The sequence below is a fragment of the Salinivibrio sp. IB574 genome, from assembly GCF_001996205.1.
GTDB lineage: Bacteria > Pseudomonadota > Gammaproteobacteria > Enterobacterales > Vibrionaceae > Salinivibrio > Salinivibrio proteolyticus.
The window spans coordinates 12,397-27,646 of record NZ_MUFN01000014.1; the positions used below are offsets into that span (position 1 = coordinate 12,397).

Here is a 15,250-nt window from a genome sequence, read left to right on the forward strand (position 1 = left end):
AATTTGTGCAACAGTGTTTTTGATTATAGCGCGATTATTAATTAATACGATTGGTTTACAATTCGAAACACTTTGCTTGGTATTGATTTAATTAACATTAGTGAGACCTCATGACAGCCTCAACCGCTTCGAAACGCGTTAAAGCGCCACTATTGGCGACCTTGATATTCCTCGTGATTGGTGCGCTTGGTGCCGGGTACTGGTGGATGGAGGGGCAGTATCATGTGTCGACCGATAACGCCTACCTAAAAGGGGATATTGTCACCATCAGTCCTAAAGTCTCTGGCTATATCGTGGCCCGATATGTCGACGACAACCAATTTGTAAAAGCCGGAACCTTATTGGCCGAAATTGACGATCGCGATTATCGTGCCGCGGTCTCCCAAGCTAAAGCAGCACTCGCCTCGGCAAGCGCGAATGTCGAGCATCTGCACGCACAGCAAACCTTACAGCACAGTAAGATCCGCCAAGCCGCGAGTCAGATGGCATCCGCGCAAGCTGAGTACGATCGCGCCAAGCAGCAAGTGGCCCGTACCCAGCGTTTAATCGCGCAGCATTATTCCTCTGAAGATGAATTGGATGCCCAACTTGCGCAGCAAAAAGTGCGACTCGCCCAGCTAGAACAAGCTAAAGCCGCGCATCATGCCGCCAGTGACCAATTGGCCGTGTTAGCCAGTGAGCTGAAACAAGCCCAAGCTGCGATTGATGACGCCACCGCTAAGCTGACTCAAGCGCAGCTTAACTTGGATGATACCCGCCTTTATGCGCCCGTTGATGGGGTGATTGGCAAACGGAGCTTACGCGTTGGCATGCTGGTTCAGCCGGGTATGCCGTTAGTCAGCTTGGTGCCTCAAGGGGAGGTGTGGGTTGAAGCGAATTTTAAAGAAACACAGCTCGCGCATATTCAGCCGGGGCAATCGGTGGATATTGAAGTGGACGCGTTTCCCGGACAAGCACTGCATGGCGTGGTCGATAGCTTCTCGCCAGCCACGGGCGCACAGTTTGCGCTGCTGCCCCCTGAAAATGCCACGGGGAACTTTACGAAAATTGTTCAGCGGGTGCCGATTAAAGTCCGGATCCCCGATCAGCCACTTAAAGCCAAGTTATTGCCTGGGCTATCTGTGATTGCAACGGTAGATACACGAGGCTGAAGATGACCGCGACTGCGTTAACGGCCGATGCCTACAGCGATCACGTACCGCTCAAAAACTGGATTGCCCTCTTGGGTGGGTTGATTGGGGCCTTTATGGCCATTCTCGACATTCAAATCACCAATGCATCGCTAAAAGATATTCAAGGGGCGCTGTCGGCGACCTTGGACGAAAGTTCGTGGATCTCGACCTCCTATCTGGTGGCAGAGATGATTGCGATCCCGCTCAGTGGCTGGTTATCGCGGGCGCTGGGCGTACGGCGCTATCTGACATGGACCACTGCGGTGTTTACGCTGTCATCTTTTTTGTGCTCACTGTCATGGAACATGAGTGCGATGATCGTGTTTCGCGCCATGCAAGGATTTAGTGGCGGCGCGCTGATCCCACTGGCTTTCTCGCTGGTGGTGCAACTGCTACCTGCCAACAAACGGGCGATTGGTATGGCGATGTTCGGTGTCACGGCGACGTTTGCGCCTGCTATTGGACCGACCTTTGGTGGCTGGCTGACGGAAAATCTGTCGTGGCACTATATTTTCTACATCAATATTCCACCAGCAATGCTGGTGATAGCCATGATCCGCTACGGGCTTGAGGATACGCCGTTATCATTGTCATTGCTGAAAAAGGCCGATTGGGTCGGAATTGCCACTATGGCATTAGGGCTTGGCTGCTTAGAAGTGGTGCTTGAAGAGGGCAATCGTGAAGATTGGTTTGGCTCATCATTTATTCTTACGCTCAGTGCGATTTCCGTGGTGAACATCGTCTACTTTGTGATTAACGAACTGCAACACCCCCGTCCACTGGTGAACTTGCGGCTACTGAAAGACAAGCAATTTGCCTTATCCTGCTTTGCCTATTTAATTTTGGGTATGGCCTTACTGGGCTCGATTTACGTGTTGCCGCTCTATCTCACCCAGATCCAACACTACAACGCGATGCAAATTGGCCAAGTGCTGATGTGGATGGGGTTGCCACAGTTGCTACTCTTTCCGCTCGTGCCCAAGTTAATGCGCGTGTTTCGCCCAACTCACATGGTGACATTTGGCTTTGTAATGTTTGGGCTAAGTTGTTACGTCAATACACACATGACCGTCGATTTTGGTGGTCAGCAGCTGGTTTTATCCATGATCCTGCGTGCCATTGGTAGTCCATTTATTATGGTGCCTTTGTCGATAGTGGCACTGAAGCATATCCAGCGTGATGACACGCCAGATGCATCCACACTCACCAATGTGATGCGTAATTTGGGCGGTGCGTTTAGCATTGCCATGATAGCGACCTTGCTAGATAACCAAACACGCTTGCACTTGGCGAACATCAAAGCCACCTTGTCCACAGTGAGCGAGCAAGGTTGGCAGCGTTTGCACCAACAAACAGATTGGTTTATCGCCACAGGCAGTGATGCCACCACTGCGTTGCATCAAGCACAAGCCAGCGTGTTGAGTGTGATGCAACGTGACGCCGCGATCATGGCGTACAACGATGCCTTTACTGTGATGACCGGCTTTTTAGCATTGGCAGCCGTAGTGATCCTCTCGCTCGAAGACTAACTCCCGCTCGATAGTCACCACGCAAAATGGGAGCGGTGTACTGCCGCTTCCTTCGCTATCCTTCCTGATAAGTTCAAGTAGCTTGACCGACAAACGGTGTTGTCCGATGTATTCGGCTATTGTCGCTGTCTTTTCGTCTGCCACCGTGTCATTTGTTCGGGGTCGTCTTGCGGGCAAGTTCAGCCTTGGTTGCGAAACACTGTCTAGCAGTGAATACGAGCCGTTAAGGTTTTTAGATGTTTAGACGTCTATTTGTTGACTGGATGGCTAGAGGGCTGTAATCTGGATCACAGTTTTATAAGAGGTATTACAAAAACTGCCATGACAACATCTGCAAACACAACGCCGCAGCCTTCTGCCCTTGCACTGCTGCCCCTATTATTATTCTTAACCCTTTTTATTGGTGCAGGCGTTTACTTTACCTTAGAAGGGGCGGACTACGCCTTCTATCAATTGCCCGCACATGTCGCCATTTTACCAGCGGTGATGGTGGCACTTGCACTCAGCCGTGAGCGGCTGAATACCGCGATTGAACAGCTTATCCGTGGCATGGGTCATGGTGATATTATCGCCATGTGTATGATTTACCTGCTGGCGGGTGCCTTCTCATCGGTGGCTGACGCCACGGGCGGTGTGCAGGCGACGGTCAATCTGGGGCTGACCTTGATCCCAGAAAGCCTGATTCTGCCGGGACTGTTTGTGATTGCGGCCTTTATCTCCACGGCAATGGGTACGTCAATGGGCACCATTGCCGCACTGGCTCCCTTTGCATTGAACATGGCGACCGCGACCGGCCAGTCACCGGCAGTGATGGCGGGGGTGCTGCTCAGCGGTGCGATGTTCGGTGACAACCTGTCGTTTATTTCCGATACCACGATCGCGGCAACACGCTCACAAGGCTGTAGCATGCGCGACAAGTTTAAAGAGAACGTCGGGATAGCCATTCCTGCCGCCATTGCTGCCATTATCTTATTTGTGTTCAACAACCAAAGTGCGCCGGTGGACGCGCCTGAAAGCATTAATTATCTCGCGGTTGTGCCGTACCTTTCTATCATCGTCTTGGCGCTCGCAGGGCTGAATGTGTTTGTGGTGCTGACTGCGGGGATTTTGCTGGCGATGGGCGTCGGGTTGATGAGCACGCCAGATTTTACCTTGATGAGCTTTAGCCAGCATGTCAAAGACGGCTTTGCCAGCATGCAAGAGATCTTCATCTTGTCTTTGATGATTGGCGGTATTGCAGAGCTGATGCGTTGCCAAGGTGGATTAAGCTTTTTAACCAACACGGTCAATAAAGTGATTGCCCGTTTCCAGAAAAACCAAGGCAACCACCACTCACGGGCCAGCGAGTTTGGAATAGCCTTGTTGGTATCATTCGCCAACGTGTGTACCGCCAACAACACGGTTGCTATCGTAGTGTCAGGGCAAGTGGCGAAGAACATTGCCAGTGAACACGAGGTGCCAGCGAAACGCAGTGCCAGCTTGCTCGATATTTTCTCGTGTGTGGTACAGGGTGTGATCCCCTATGGCGCGCAAATCCTGCTGCTGGGTGCCAGCTTTGGTCTCTCGCCACTGGTGATTGTAAGCCACTCGTACTACTGCTTCTTCCTTGCCATTTCTGCACTGGTTGCTATTGCCAGCCGACACTGGTTTCACGCCCGTCAGTAGTAATGGTCTGATAACGCGCTATTAAAATGGCTCACCTCATAAAGCCTTTGCCTAACGCAAAGGCTTTTTTCTTGGCTCTAGCGAAATCGCAAGCAAAGGATGCGCCGATTTTGCTATTGATTAGAGTTTAGGCTCTATAACTTATGACTCGATCACCAAAGTGACGGTTTTTGCCCAACTGACGGTGATCATTGCAACAAAATAATGAAATAGACCAGCGAGATAGCATGAATTCTTTTAAACTAGTCGGCGTTTTCTAATCGTCGACAGTCGTCGATGGTGGCTTATCCATCGCTAATAAGGTCTTAGATCATGAAGGAACGTCTTTCTTTGAAGGCAGCGGTCAGTGCTGCGTTAATTGCGTCATTGGCAGGGTGCGCCAATACAGACTCAGAAACACCAGAACACGGTTGGGCGCCAGATACCACTTATAAGTTAACCATTCTTCATACCAACGATCACCACGGTCGTTTCTGGCACAACCGCTACGGCGAATACGGCATGGCTGCGCGCAAAACGCTGATTGATGAGTTGCGTGCCGAAGCAAAAGCAGAAGGCAGCGAGGTGCTATTGCTCTCAGGCGGTGATATCAACACCGGTGTGCCTGAGTCTGACTTGCTACAAGCGGAACCTGATTTTAAAGGCATGACGCAAATTGGTTACGATGCGATGGCGATCGGTAACCACGAGTTTGATAACCCACTGAGCGTGCTTGAAAAGCAAATGCAATGGGCCGACTTCCCAATGCTGTCAGCCAACATCTATGATAAAGAGACAGGCGAGCGCAAATTCCAAGCTTATCAAATGTTTGAGCGCAACGGCCTTAAAGTTGCTGTGATTGGCTTAACCACGGAAGATACCGCCAAAATTGGTAACCCAGAGTATATCGGTTCATTGGAATTCCGTGATCCAAAAGCGGAAGCGAAGAAACTGATCGCAGAGTTGAAAGAAACCGAGCACCCAGACATCATCATTGCTGCTACACACATGGGCCACTATGCCGATGGTAAGAGCGGCGTGAACGCACCGGGTGATGTGGCGCTCGCGCGTTATATTGACGAAGGTGATTTGGATCTGATCATCGGTGGACACTCGCAAGAGCCGGTGTGCATGGAAGGTCCAAACATGTACAACAAAAACTTCCAGCCGGGTGATGCATGTACGCCAGACCAGCAAAACGGTGCGTGGATCATGCAAGCGCACGAGTGGGGCAAATATGTCGGTAAGGCGGAGTTTGAATTCCAAAACGGCGATTTGAATCTCGTTAGCTATGATCTGATCCCTGTGAACCTGAAGAAAAAAATCAAGGTGAACGGTGAGAAGAAACGTGTCTTCATCCAAGATGAAATCGCGAAAGATCAAGCGCTGTATGACTTCTTGAAGCCATACCAAGACAAAGGCCAAGAAAAACTCAACGTCAAAATTGCTAAGAGCAATGGCAAGCTTGAAGGTGATCGTGATGTGGTGCGTTTCCAACAAACCAACCTTGGTCGCCTGATCGCCATGTCACACATGGAGCGTGCGAAAGCAGACTTTGCGGTGATGAACTCCGGCGGCGTACGTGATTCGATTCCTGCTGGCGACATCACTTACAAAGACGTATTGAAAGTACAACCATTTGGCAACATGGTGACGTACACCGATATGAGCGGTAAAGAAGTGCTGGACTACCTGAATGTTGTCGGCACTAAGCCAGTTGATTCTGGTGCGTATGTACAGTTTGCCGGTATCTCGATGGTGGTTGAAAACGGTAAAGTTCACGATGTGAAAATCGGTGGTGAGCCATTAGATATGGACAAAACTTACCGCTTCACCGTGCCAAGCTTTAACGCAGCGGGTGGTGACGGTTATCCAAAACTGACCAACCATCCAGGTAACGTAAACACAGGTTTCGTGGATGCTGAAGTGCTGAAAGACTACCTAGAAGCGCACAGCCCAATTGATGTGAACGACTACGCACCGAAGGGCGAAATTGTTTACAAGTAAATCTGATTAAGATTGCCATGATGACAAAGCGGTACCGATGCGGTGCCGCTTTTTTTATGCAATGATAGTGTGATGTGTTTTAGCTGTAGAGAAGCATGATGACACCAGCGATTAAATTAGCTGAAAAACATGGGATTAAGTTTAACGTTCATCAATATGAACACGATCCTAACAACCAACACTTTGGCGAAGAAGCGGTGCAAGCACTTGGGCAAGATCCTGCGCGGGTATTCAAAACGCTGTTGTTTTGCATCAATGGTGACAGTAAACAACTAGCGGTCGCGGTCGTGCCGGTGAAAGGCTCGCTCAACCTGAAAGCGGCAGCCAAAGCTGCAGGCGGTAAAAAGGCGGTGATGGCGGAGCCGGCGAATGCACAACGGGTGACAGGCTATTTGGTTGGCGGGATCAGCCCTCTGGGACAAAAGAAACGCTTGCCAACGCTACTTGATGCGTCTGCACAACAGTTTGAGACGATCTGTGTCAGCGCCGGTCGTCGTGGATTAGAAATAGAACTATCGCCAGCGGATTTGTTGGCGTTGACTGCGGGAAAGTACGCGGCGATCGGCGAATAACCATAAGGATAATCCAGTATGACATTCACCATTTGGGCCTCATTGGCGCTTGTGTGTATGCTCGGTGCGATGTCGCCCGGGCCGAGTTTGGTGGTGATGGCGAAACATAGCCTCGCCAACAGTCGCTTACACGGTATTGTTGCGTCTTGGGCGCATGCGCTTGGCGTCGGTTTGTATGCGCTGATCACCATGTTGGGCTTAGCCGTGATCTTCAAACAATCGCCGTTACTCTTTACAGGGATTGCCTATACAGGGGCAGCTTACTTAGCGTGGCTTGGCGTCAAATCTTTGTTGAGCCAAGGTGGCGTGGCGTCCAAACTTGAAGCGGGTAAACCGGCAAGCTTAGGTGAGGCAGCGCGGGATGGTGCGATGATCTCGATGCTTAACCCCAAACTGGCGCTCTTTTTCATTGCCTTATTTAGTCAGTTTGTCGCCATTGGTACCGATTTTTTTAGTCGCAGTGTGATTGTTTTAACACCGCTACTGATTGATGGCTTATGGTATACCCTGATCGCGTTTCTGCTCTCCAGCGCCAGTGTGGTCGATAAGCTACGCCAACATGCCGTGTGGGTGGATAAGCTCTCAGGCGTGGTATTAATCGCGCTATCGGTGCGGGTGGTAGTGACGCTTTAAACCGCATAACGGCCGAAACATAAGTACAAAAAAAGACTGGTGGCTCACCAGTCTTTTTTCTTTGGCGCAAGACAGCGCCGTATCGTGTTGGGGCACATTCGCTAGGCGCGGCGGCTCAAATGGCGCTCGCGCGTTTCCAATTTTTTCTCTTGGCTTTTTTTCAGCATCACGTAAAGCGCTCCCGAGCCACCTTGATGGCGCAGCGCCGAGTGATAACAAAGGACATCTGAGATTTGCTGTAACCACTGGCACACATAGCTTTTCATCATGGCCGGCGGGTTACTGCGCTCTCCTTTACCATGCACAATCACCACGGTACGAATATCCATACGCTGACATTGTTTTAAAAAGCGTAAAATTTCATCGCGTGCTTTTTCCAACGACATCTTATGCAGGTCGAGCCTTGCGTGAATGTCATACTTCCCTAAACGCAGTTTACGGAACACGCCTTCTTGCACACCCGCGCGCTTATAGGCCATGACTTCGTCCGGTTTCACCATGGTGGCGTAATCCAACGACAAATACTCAGGGTCGCTGTCGGCCAGCTTTTGCGCCGCTTGCTGTCGTGCCAGCTGTGCTTCAGTTGGTTGGTGAGATGCCGGTTGGGTCTCTACTTTGTCCTGCTCAATGGGGTCAACGTCAGACATCATCTCGCGGAACAAATCAAACTCATTTTTATCACTCATCGCTCTTATGCCATGTGTGGTTTGATACGATTTGGGGACAGTATAAACGAAATTAAAAAAAGAAACCCAGAGCCACACTCTGTGACCAACCATGTGACCCTGGACTAAGCAAGAATGCTTAAAGTTAGGTAGGCAATAAAAAACAGGTTACTGAGGTTTGGACGTCATCACTTTGTAGATGAAGTAACCACCAAAAAAACTGATTAAGCCAAATGTACAGATGATGACAATCATGGATGACAAGCCGACTGCATTGCCGAAAAGGAGATCAAGCCAAAAGTCCATAGTCTGTACCCTCGTGTCCGTTAATGTAGGGTCAGAATGCCAATAGGCAGTTAGTTGAATACTGATCAGGATCAAGTCAGAGGACGAACAAATAATAAACATATGTTAACGGGGATTGGATCACAGTCTCTGCGTAACTGACGTTTCTTTCACCGCTTAAGCGTGAACAAGAAAAAATTTATCGGACAGGGCTTGAGGTTTCGGTGGGCTTGAGTATTATAGGCCACCTCAGCGCGGGGATGCACTTGGTCGCATAGCCCTTCGCTTGACAAGATAAACGTCAATTCGTAAAACTTGTCATATGTCGGTGAATAGCGCAGTTTGGTAGCGCATCTGGTTTGGGACCAGAGGGTCGGGGGTTCGAATCCCTCTTCACCGACCACTATTCAGTTAGTGGAGAGCGTATTTGGTCGGGGTCCGGGAGCCCGGTCGCACGGAAGGCCGCCCCATCGAAGCCCTCTTCACCGACCACTATTTTAAACTGAGTGATCGAAGGTTACTTAGTTGACGTAAAAAGCATTAACGGTGAATAGCGCAGTTTGGTAGCGCATCTGGTTTGGGACCAGAGGGTCGGGGGTTCGAATCCCTCTTCACCGACCAATACAAAACCTCAGCCTCTCGGCTGGGGTTTTTTCGTTTTATTGCAGGTGAGTACTTAAGGCTTAGGATAGTGCTGGAAAGCCTCAGTATGACCTGTCTCGTCAAATGCCATCACCGTATATGGCTGGTGACGATCGCCATATTCCATACCCGGCGAGCCGATCGGCATGCCAGCAACAGCGAGACCTTCATAGCCTGTATGGGTGGCAAGGAGCTTTTTCACTTCCTGTGCGGGCACATGGCCCTCAATCACGTAGCCGTTGATGCGTGCAGTGTGACATGATTGCATGTCGGCAGGCACACCCATCTCTTGTTTGACGGCCGCCATATTGTTGTGCGGTTTAACCTCCAGCTCAAAGCCGGCTTGCTCCATGTGCTCAACCCAATCGTCGCAACAGCCACAGCTGGGCGATTTATACACCACACCGCTCGCGGCCATCGCTGAGGCACTCATCAGGCCTACGGTTGCTACAAGTCGTTGTAAACGCTTCATTATCGCTCCTTGTTACTTCTCGTCTGATTTTATTTTGAAAAAACGTAGTCGATTGGCGTTGGTCACCACAGTGATCGAAGACAACGCCATTGCGCCGCCGGCAATCACGGGGCTGAGTAACATGCCAGTAAAGGGATAAAGAATACCGGCCGCTACTGGGATCCCCAGCGTGTTGTAAACAAAGGCACCAAACAGGTTTTGCTTCATATTGCGCACGGCGGCTTGAGATAAAGCAATCGCGTTGGCAAGTGCTCCAAGATGTTGGTGCATTAACGTAATTTGCGCACTTTCAATCGCAATATCACTGCCGCCGCCCATCGCGACACCCACATCCGCCTGAGCGAGAGCGGGGGCGTCGTTAATGCCATCGCCCACCATTGCCACACGCTTACCTTGCTGTTGCAGCGTTTGAATTTGCTCGGACTTACCATCCGGGAGTACACCTGCAATCACATGATCAATGCCTAACTGGCGACCGATCGCATTGGCAGTATCGGGGTGATCGCCTGATAGCATGATGACTTCGAGCCCTTGTTGTTGCAGCCGCGCGACGGCATCAATCGCATCGTCCCGAATCGGATCGCTGATCCCGATAAGCGCCAGCACTGCCTGATCATTGGCAAGATAAATCGCGGTCTCACCGCGGTGGGTCATGGCGTCAATATCCTGYTGATGGGGGCGGGTATCCAGTCCTTGAGCACGCATCCATGCGTGGTTGCCGATGTAGTAACGCTCGCCGTCAATTTTGGCTTGGATCCCCTTGCCGGATTCACTGTTAAAGTCGCTTGATTCGGGCAATGAGAGTGTCTGTGCCTTGGCATAGTCCACAATCGCCCTTGCTAAGGGGTGCTCGGAATGTTGTTCCATGGACGCCGCGATAGCCATGAGGCGATCTTGTTCGCCATGAAGGGCATGAATATGCGTCACCTCAGGCTGGCCACGTGTCAGCGTACCGGTTTTATCAAACACTAGGGTATGTAGCTTGGCGGCCGTTTGTAGTGCGTCCGCATCACGGATTAACACCCCAATTTCAGCTGCGCGTCCTACCGCGGCGGTGACCGATAGCGGTGTCGCCAGCCCAAGCGCACACGGGCAAGCAATAATTAATACCGTGGTCGCTGTCACCAGCATATAGCTCACAGATGGCTCTGGGCCGACAAGATACCAAATGGCAGCGGTAAGTAACGCGATGCACACGACCACAGGCACAAACACAGAGGAGATGCGATCCGCTAACTTGGCTAGTTCAGGCTTGCTGCTTTGGGCTTCACGCACCAAATCGATAATCCGTGCCAGCATGGTGTCGCTGCCCACGCCGGTGGCTTTAAAGGTTAAGCCACCCTGTTGGTTCACGGTTCCGGCATGTAAGGTATCGCCGGCTTGCTTATGCACCGGTACCGGTTCACCAGTTAGCATGGATTCATCGATATAGCTGCTGCCATCAATCACTTCACCATCCACAGGGACTTTGGCACCCGGTTTCACACGCAGAGTCATGCCTTTTTCCACATCACTTAATGGGCGCTCGGTTTCTTGGCCATTTTCAATCACGAGGGCTGTGGGCGGTTGCAAATCAAGCAGCTGGTCTAGCGCTTTGGAGGTATTGGCACGTGCGCGCGCTTCAATCGCATGGCCCAAGCTAATCAAACCAATGATCATTGCCGAGGCTTCAAAATACACATGACGTGCTTGTTCAGGGAATAATGCCGGTGCCACGACGACRGCGGTTGAGTACAGCCACGCCGCCCCCGTGCCGAGCGCGACCAAGGTATCCATGGTGGCGCGTTTGTGCATCAACGCTTGCCACGCATTCGCGAAGAAGTGGCGACCACCGGTTGCAAGCAATATCAGCGTTAGCACGGCAATCACGCCCCACGCCCACTGATCTTGGGTCGATTGAATGGTCATATTGCCACCCAATATCCCCCATGCCATCAGTGGTGCGCCGAGCCCTAACCCTGCAAGGGTACTGCGTTTAAAGCTTTTCAGCTCAGAGGCTTGCTGAACCTGTTGGCGTTCTCGGCGGTCATTATCATCTTCCACCTTTTCGGCGCCATAGCCTGCGTTTTCTACTGCTTGAATAATCGACGCTGCTGTCGCATTGCCTTTAACAATGGCACTACGCTCAGCAAGGTTCACGCTAACATTGGCCACGCCGTCCACACTGCTGATAGCAGTTTCAACACTTTTGACACAACTTGCGCATGTCATGCCGGATAACACAAACTGCATGCGTGAGTGGCTGGATGAAGGTTCAGTGCGCATCTGGGCTTTGGCTTGTTGCTCAACCTCGGCGGTCTCGGTTTGCGGTTGATGCGGCTCGGTTGATGAGGACGTTGCTTGGCTGGGATCGATGAGTGTGGCCCCAAAGCCCAACGCTGCGATCGTTTCAATCAGCGTCTCGGCGCTGAGCGTCGTGCGCACGGTCGCCGCGTCTTTGCTGACTTGATAGTCAAAAACGGCATCGTTTTCATCGAGCGCACGCTCCACTTTCGCCACGCAGTGACCGCAGCTTAACCCCGACAATGCCAATTCATGCTGATAACCGACTTGATAGCCAAGGTTCTCAATGGTTTGGATGATGGAGTCCAAACTCAAGCTGGTATGAATATCTGCATGGGTTTTAGTTACCGAGTGCGAAAACACGGTGGGCAGGGCATCCAATGCCGCTTCGACTTTGGCGACACAGCGTCCACAGTTCAGCCCACTTAACGCTAAGGCATGACGAAAACCGGCTTGATATCCCAGTGCCTCGATCGCGTCGACGGCCTGTTTAAGCGTCGCTTCAGGGTTACCTCCGAGCACTTCCAGCGAGATAGCTTGTGTATCCGCCTTTTCTATGCGGACGTTATCGACTGTTCCCACTGCTTGGGTCACTTTTTTCACACACCCGTTGCAGCTCAACCCGTCAAGAGGCAAGGTGTAATAAGTCATGGTGGTATCTATGGTTGTCATTTCCGCTCCTTAATGATCACAACACGGCGCACGTGTTGGGGAAACGTCGCAACATCGAGTAAACTGAACCATAAACCTTATAGCTACTGGAAGGTCAAGGAGCGAGAATGAAAATTCAGCAAGTCGCCGAAAAAACCGGCTTAACCACCAAAACCATCCGCTTTTACGAGCAGAAAGGGCTGATCACGCCGCCACACCGCGCCGACAATGGGTATCGTGATTATCGCGCGCAGCACGTGAGTGAGTTGCAAATGATCCGTCGGGCGCGATTGGTGGGGTTTACCTTGGAAGAAAGTGCGGATTTGTTAGCGTTATCGCGCGATCCTTCTTTACGCAGTGCCGATGTGAAGGCACGCGCCGAGAGTAAATTGATGGAGATCGATGAAAAAATTGCCGAGCTGGCGGCGATGAAAACCACCCTTCAAGCACTTACCCAAGCGTGTCCCGGTGATGGTGACGCGCAGTGCCCGATCATCGAAGCCCTGCGCGGGGACAGTGAGCTAGGCAGCATTGGTATTACCGAAAGTCAGTGCTGCCAAGCGTCGGCGAAATAGCTGCCAAGCGTGGGTAAAAAATTAGTACAGTAGCGAGTACAGTTGACGGCGATAACGTGAGGCAATTTCGTTGCCTTGACCCAATGCGGCCAGAATATCCATCAAGGTTTTCTTCGCCTCTCCATCGGCGTGATTCATATCGCGACGGAGAATGTTCATCAGCAGCTCAAGTGCGTCTTCGCTACGATTGATTTGGTTAAGTTGCACCGCAAGCTCATAGGCAATATCTGCATTCTCTGGGTTCTCAGCCAGTGCATCTTGCAAGTTGCGGATCTCTGGCGCGTCAGCTGCTTGATTGTGCAATTCAATTTTCGCGATCAGCCCTTTGTAGGTCGCGTCTTGATCTTGCATCAACACCGTATCGAGCACGGCTTGCGCTGCATCAAACTGCTGGGTCTCGACCAGACATTCGGCCAGCGACAGTTTAAAGTCTCCCTTCTCACCGTGGCTGCTTTCAAGGGGTTTTAGGATCACCAAGGCATCGGTGTAATTACCTTCCGCCATCAATTGACGCGCTTGGTCAAACGCTTGATCTTCTGGGCTTGGCAGGTGCTTATTCAGCATTTCGCGCACCGTCTCTTCATTTTGCGGGCCGGCAAGGCCATCCACCGGTTGACCATCTTTAAACAGAGCCAGCGTTGGCAGTGCGCGGACGCCAAACTGGGCGGCAATCAGCTGCTGCGCTTCACAGTCGATCGTGGCGAGCGTAAAGGTGCCGTGGCTATCGTGAGCCACCTGCTCGACAACCGTTTTCAGCTCAACGCTTTCGGGCATCATGTTTGCCCAAAAATACACCAGCACCGGCGTGCGTGAAGAAGACTCAAGAATTTGCTGAAAATTATGTTCGGTTAATTCAACGATATAGTTTGCGTGCATCATGGATCCCGACGAAGTGTGTTTGCAATAAGGGTGGGGGCAAATGCGTCGAAATTCAAGCAGCTGAGATACGAAAAAGCCACCCAAGGGTGGCCTATTTCGTCGGTCTGCAAGCGAGTCCATCAAAGATGACGAGTGCGGGTTACAACACGAGCACCACGCACAAAGCGACGCTCAAGCAGAGCCAGTTCAATTGATGCAAGGTCATCAGCCGGCTCCTGTTGTTTATTATTGTCGGTGTTATTGGCTTGGCAGCTTGGCTGCCAATGAAGGAAAGCGTGTCAGCAAGTGGCCGCTTCCACTCATGCAAGCTAGATTAATCGCGATCTATGACATTGATGTGACAATTGCGACATAAAACACGTTTTTTTTGCGATCATCTTCCCATTGCATTAACTGCCTTTGAGCAAGACCCGATCGAGCCAACGGCTGGGAAGGAGCCGTTTGAGGATTGCCATCCACACTGTCGGTTGCGTTACGCGATAACGCACCTTGGGACGCGGCGAGAACAGCGCATGCGTCAGTGGTGCAACGAGCGCGTCGGCGGGCAGAGTATATTTGTTGCCGCCTTCGTCTGCAGCAAGACGGTCGATTTGGCTTTGATATGCGAGCTGGTGGCGACTTTTATCGGGGTCGACCCAGTGTTTAAAGGCGCTGAGCGCATTGGCACGAAACGCGGTTTCAATTGGACCAGGTTCAATTAAGCTCACCTTAATGGGCGTATCGCTCAGCTCTAAACGCAGGGTATCGGTCCRGCCTTCGAGCGCAAACTTGCTGGCGTTATAGGCGCCGCGATATTTCAATGCCACGATGCCCAGCACCGAGCTATTTTGCACAATGCGTCCCTCGCCGTAATTGAGCAGCATCGGCAACAAGGCTTGGGTTAAATGGTGCCAACCAAACACATTGGTCTCAAACTGGGCGCGTAAGGCATCGGTGGGCAAATCCTCCAGCGCGCCCGGTTGGCCGTAGGCGCCGTTGTTAAATAGCGCAAAGAGTTTGCCACCTGTCATTTGCTCGATTGTGTCGACCGCTTGGTTGATACTGGCCGTGTCTGACACATCCAATTGGATACAGGTTAAGCCTTCTTGCTGTAAACGGCTGACATCGTCAGGCTTTCGGCAACTGGCGATCACCGTGTGCCCTTGCTCATGCAAAGCTTTGGCGCAGGCATAGCCGATGCCGGTGGAGCAGCCGGTGATTAAAATGGCGTTGTTTAATGGCGAAGCCGTTTCCATGACATC

At 51.4% G+C, this 15,250-nt stretch carries 13 protein-coding genes and 2 tRNA genes; 9 read left to right on the top strand and 6 right to left on the bottom strand.

What is annotated here, in order from left to right:
* Positions 1–110: 110 nt before the first annotated feature.
* The 6 genes from BZJ17_RS08315 to BZJ17_RS08340 all read left to right on the top strand — a co-directional run bounded on the left by BZJ17_RS08315 (position 111) and on the right by BZJ17_RS08340 (position 7,557).
* Positions 111–1,151 carry an HlyD family secretion protein gene (locus BZJ17_RS08315; RefSeq protein WP_077640414.1) on the top strand — a complete coding sequence of 347 codons (1,041 nt, stop codon included), beginning with the start codon at positions 111–113 and terminating at the stop codon, positions 1,149–1,151.
* 2 nt (positions 1,152–1,153) lie between these two features.
* A complete protein-coding gene (locus BZJ17_RS08320; RefSeq protein ID WP_077457322.1) occupies positions 1,154–2,701 on the top strand; it encodes a DHA2 family efflux MFS transporter permease subunit in 1,548 nt (515 codons plus the stop codon).
* A gap of 321 nt (positions 2,702–3,022) precedes the next feature.
* Positions 3,023–4,366, top strand: coding sequence for a Na+/H+ antiporter NhaC family protein (locus BZJ17_RS08325; protein ID WP_077640415.1), 1,344 nt, complete (start codon positions 3,023–3,025; stop codon positions 4,364–4,366).
* 312 nt (positions 4,367–4,678) lie between these two features.
* Positions 4,679–6,352 carry a bifunctional UDP-sugar hydrolase/5'-nucleotidase UshA gene (ushA, locus tag BZJ17_RS08330; protein ID WP_077640416.1) on the top strand — a complete coding sequence of 558 codons (1,674 nt, stop codon included), beginning with the start codon at positions 4,679–4,681 and terminating at the stop codon, positions 6,350–6,352.
* Between the two features lie 98 nt (positions 6,353–6,450).
* Positions 6,451–6,924, top strand: a complete 474-nt coding sequence (gene ybaK / locus BZJ17_RS08335) for a Cys-tRNA(Pro) deacylase (RefSeq protein ID WP_069587476.1) — start codon at positions 6,451–6,453, stop codon at positions 6,922–6,924.
* Positions 6,925–6,942: 18 nt separating this feature from the next.
* On the top strand, positions 6,943–7,557 hold the full coding sequence (locus tag BZJ17_RS08340; RefSeq protein WP_069587367.1) for a LysE family transporter: 615 nt from the start codon (positions 6,943–6,945) through the stop codon (positions 7,555–7,557).
* A 101-nt stretch (positions 7,558–7,658) separates the two neighbouring features.
* Here BZJ17_RS08340 and smrA read toward each other — a convergent pair whose 3' ends face one another.
* Positions 7,659–8,243 (bottom strand): DNA endonuclease SmrA, encoded by a 585-nt coding sequence (gene smrA / locus BZJ17_RS08345; RefSeq protein WP_077457314.1) that lies wholly within the window; start codon positions 8,241–8,243, stop codon positions 7,659–7,661.
* A gap of 147 nt (positions 8,244–8,390) precedes the next feature.
* On the bottom strand, positions 8,391–8,528 hold the full coding sequence (locus BZJ17_RS08350) for a DUF3149 domain-containing protein (protein WP_069587366.1): 138 nt from the start codon (positions 8,526–8,528) through the stop codon (positions 8,391–8,393).
* A 305-nt stretch (positions 8,529–8,833) separates the two neighbouring features.
* On the opposite strand from BZJ17_RS08350, the gene BZJ17_RS08355 reads away from it, so the two are divergent.
* Positions 8,834–8,910 (top strand) — tRNA-Pro (locus BZJ17_RS08355).
* A 141-nt stretch (positions 8,911–9,051) separates the two neighbouring features.
* A tRNA-Pro gene (locus BZJ17_RS08360) sits at positions 9,052–9,128 on the top strand.
* A gap of 55 nt (positions 9,129–9,183) precedes the next feature.
* On the opposite strand, the gene BZJ17_RS08365 is transcribed toward BZJ17_RS08360, so the two are convergent.
* A complete protein-coding gene (locus BZJ17_RS08365) occupies positions 9,184–9,621 on the bottom strand; it encodes a DUF411 domain-containing protein (protein ID WP_077457312.1) in 438 nt (145 codons plus the stop codon).
* A 12-nt stretch (positions 9,622–9,633) separates the two neighbouring features.
* Entirely contained in the window at positions 9,634–12,576 is a 2,943-nt protein-coding gene (locus tag BZJ17_RS08370; RefSeq protein WP_241836782.1) for a heavy metal translocating P-type ATPase, read from the bottom strand.
* 107 nt (positions 12,577–12,683) lie between these two features.
* Here BZJ17_RS08370 and cueR point away from each other — a divergent pair, with 107 nt between their 5' ends.
* Positions 12,684–13,130 carry a Cu(I)-responsive transcriptional regulator gene (gene cueR / locus BZJ17_RS08375; RefSeq protein WP_077640417.1) on the top strand — a complete coding sequence of 149 codons (447 nt, stop codon included), beginning with the start codon at positions 12,684–12,686 and terminating at the stop codon, positions 13,128–13,130.
* 21 nt (positions 13,131–13,151) lie between these two features.
* Here the strand turns inward: cueR and BZJ17_RS08380 are convergent, their stop codons facing one another.
* A complete protein-coding gene (locus BZJ17_RS08380; protein ID WP_077640418.1) occupies positions 13,152–14,006 on the bottom strand; it encodes a co-chaperone YbbN in 855 nt (284 codons plus the stop codon).
* 392 nt (positions 14,007–14,398) lie between these two features.
* On the bottom strand, positions 14,399–15,244 hold the full coding sequence (locus BZJ17_RS08385) for an SDR family oxidoreductase (protein WP_077640419.1): 846 nt from the start codon (positions 15,242–15,244) through the stop codon (positions 14,399–14,401).
* Positions 15,245–15,250 lie beyond the last annotated feature (6 nt).

Excerpts from the sequence above, each read along its gene's own strand:
- BZJ17_RS08315 (WP_077640414.1), top strand. The coding sequence starts at position 111 with ATGACAGCCTCAACCGCTTCGAAACGCGTTAAAGCGCCACTATTGGCG.
- BZJ17_RS08320 (WP_077457322.1), top strand. The coding sequence starts at position 1,154 with ATGACCGCGACTGCGTTAACGGCCGATGCCTACAGCGATCACGTACCG.
- BZJ17_RS08325 (WP_077640415.1), top strand. The coding sequence starts at position 3,023 with ATGACAACATCTGCAAACACAACGCCGCAGCCTTCTGCCCTTGCACTG.
- ushA (WP_077640416.1), top strand. The coding sequence starts at position 4,679 with ATGAAGGAACGTCTTTCTTTGAAGGCAGCGGTCAGTGCTGCGTTAATT.
- ybaK (WP_069587476.1), top strand. The coding sequence starts at position 6,451 with ATGACACCAGCGATTAAATTAGCTGAAAAACATGGGATTAAGTTTAAC.
- BZJ17_RS08340 (WP_069587367.1), top strand. The coding sequence starts at position 6,943 with ATGACATTCACCATTTGGGCCTCATTGGCGCTTGTGTGTATGCTCGGT.
- smrA (WP_077457314.1), bottom strand. The coding sequence starts at position 8,243 with ATGAGTGATAAAAATGAGTTTGATTTGTTCCGCGAGATGATGTCTGAC.
- BZJ17_RS08350 (WP_069587366.1), bottom strand. The coding sequence starts at position 8,528 with ATGGACTTTTGGCTTGATCTCCTTTTCGGCAATGCAGTCGGCTTGTCA.
- BZJ17_RS08365 (WP_077457312.1), bottom strand. The coding sequence starts at position 9,621 with ATGAAGCGTTTACAACGACTTGTAGCAACCGTAGGCCTGATGAGTGCC.
- cueR (WP_077640417.1), top strand. The coding sequence starts at position 12,684 with ATGAAAATTCAGCAAGTCGCCGAAAAAACCGGCTTAACCACCAAAACC.
- BZJ17_RS08380 (WP_077640418.1), bottom strand. The coding sequence starts at position 14,006 with ATGCACGCAAACTATATCGTTGAATTAACCGAACATAATTTTCAGCAA.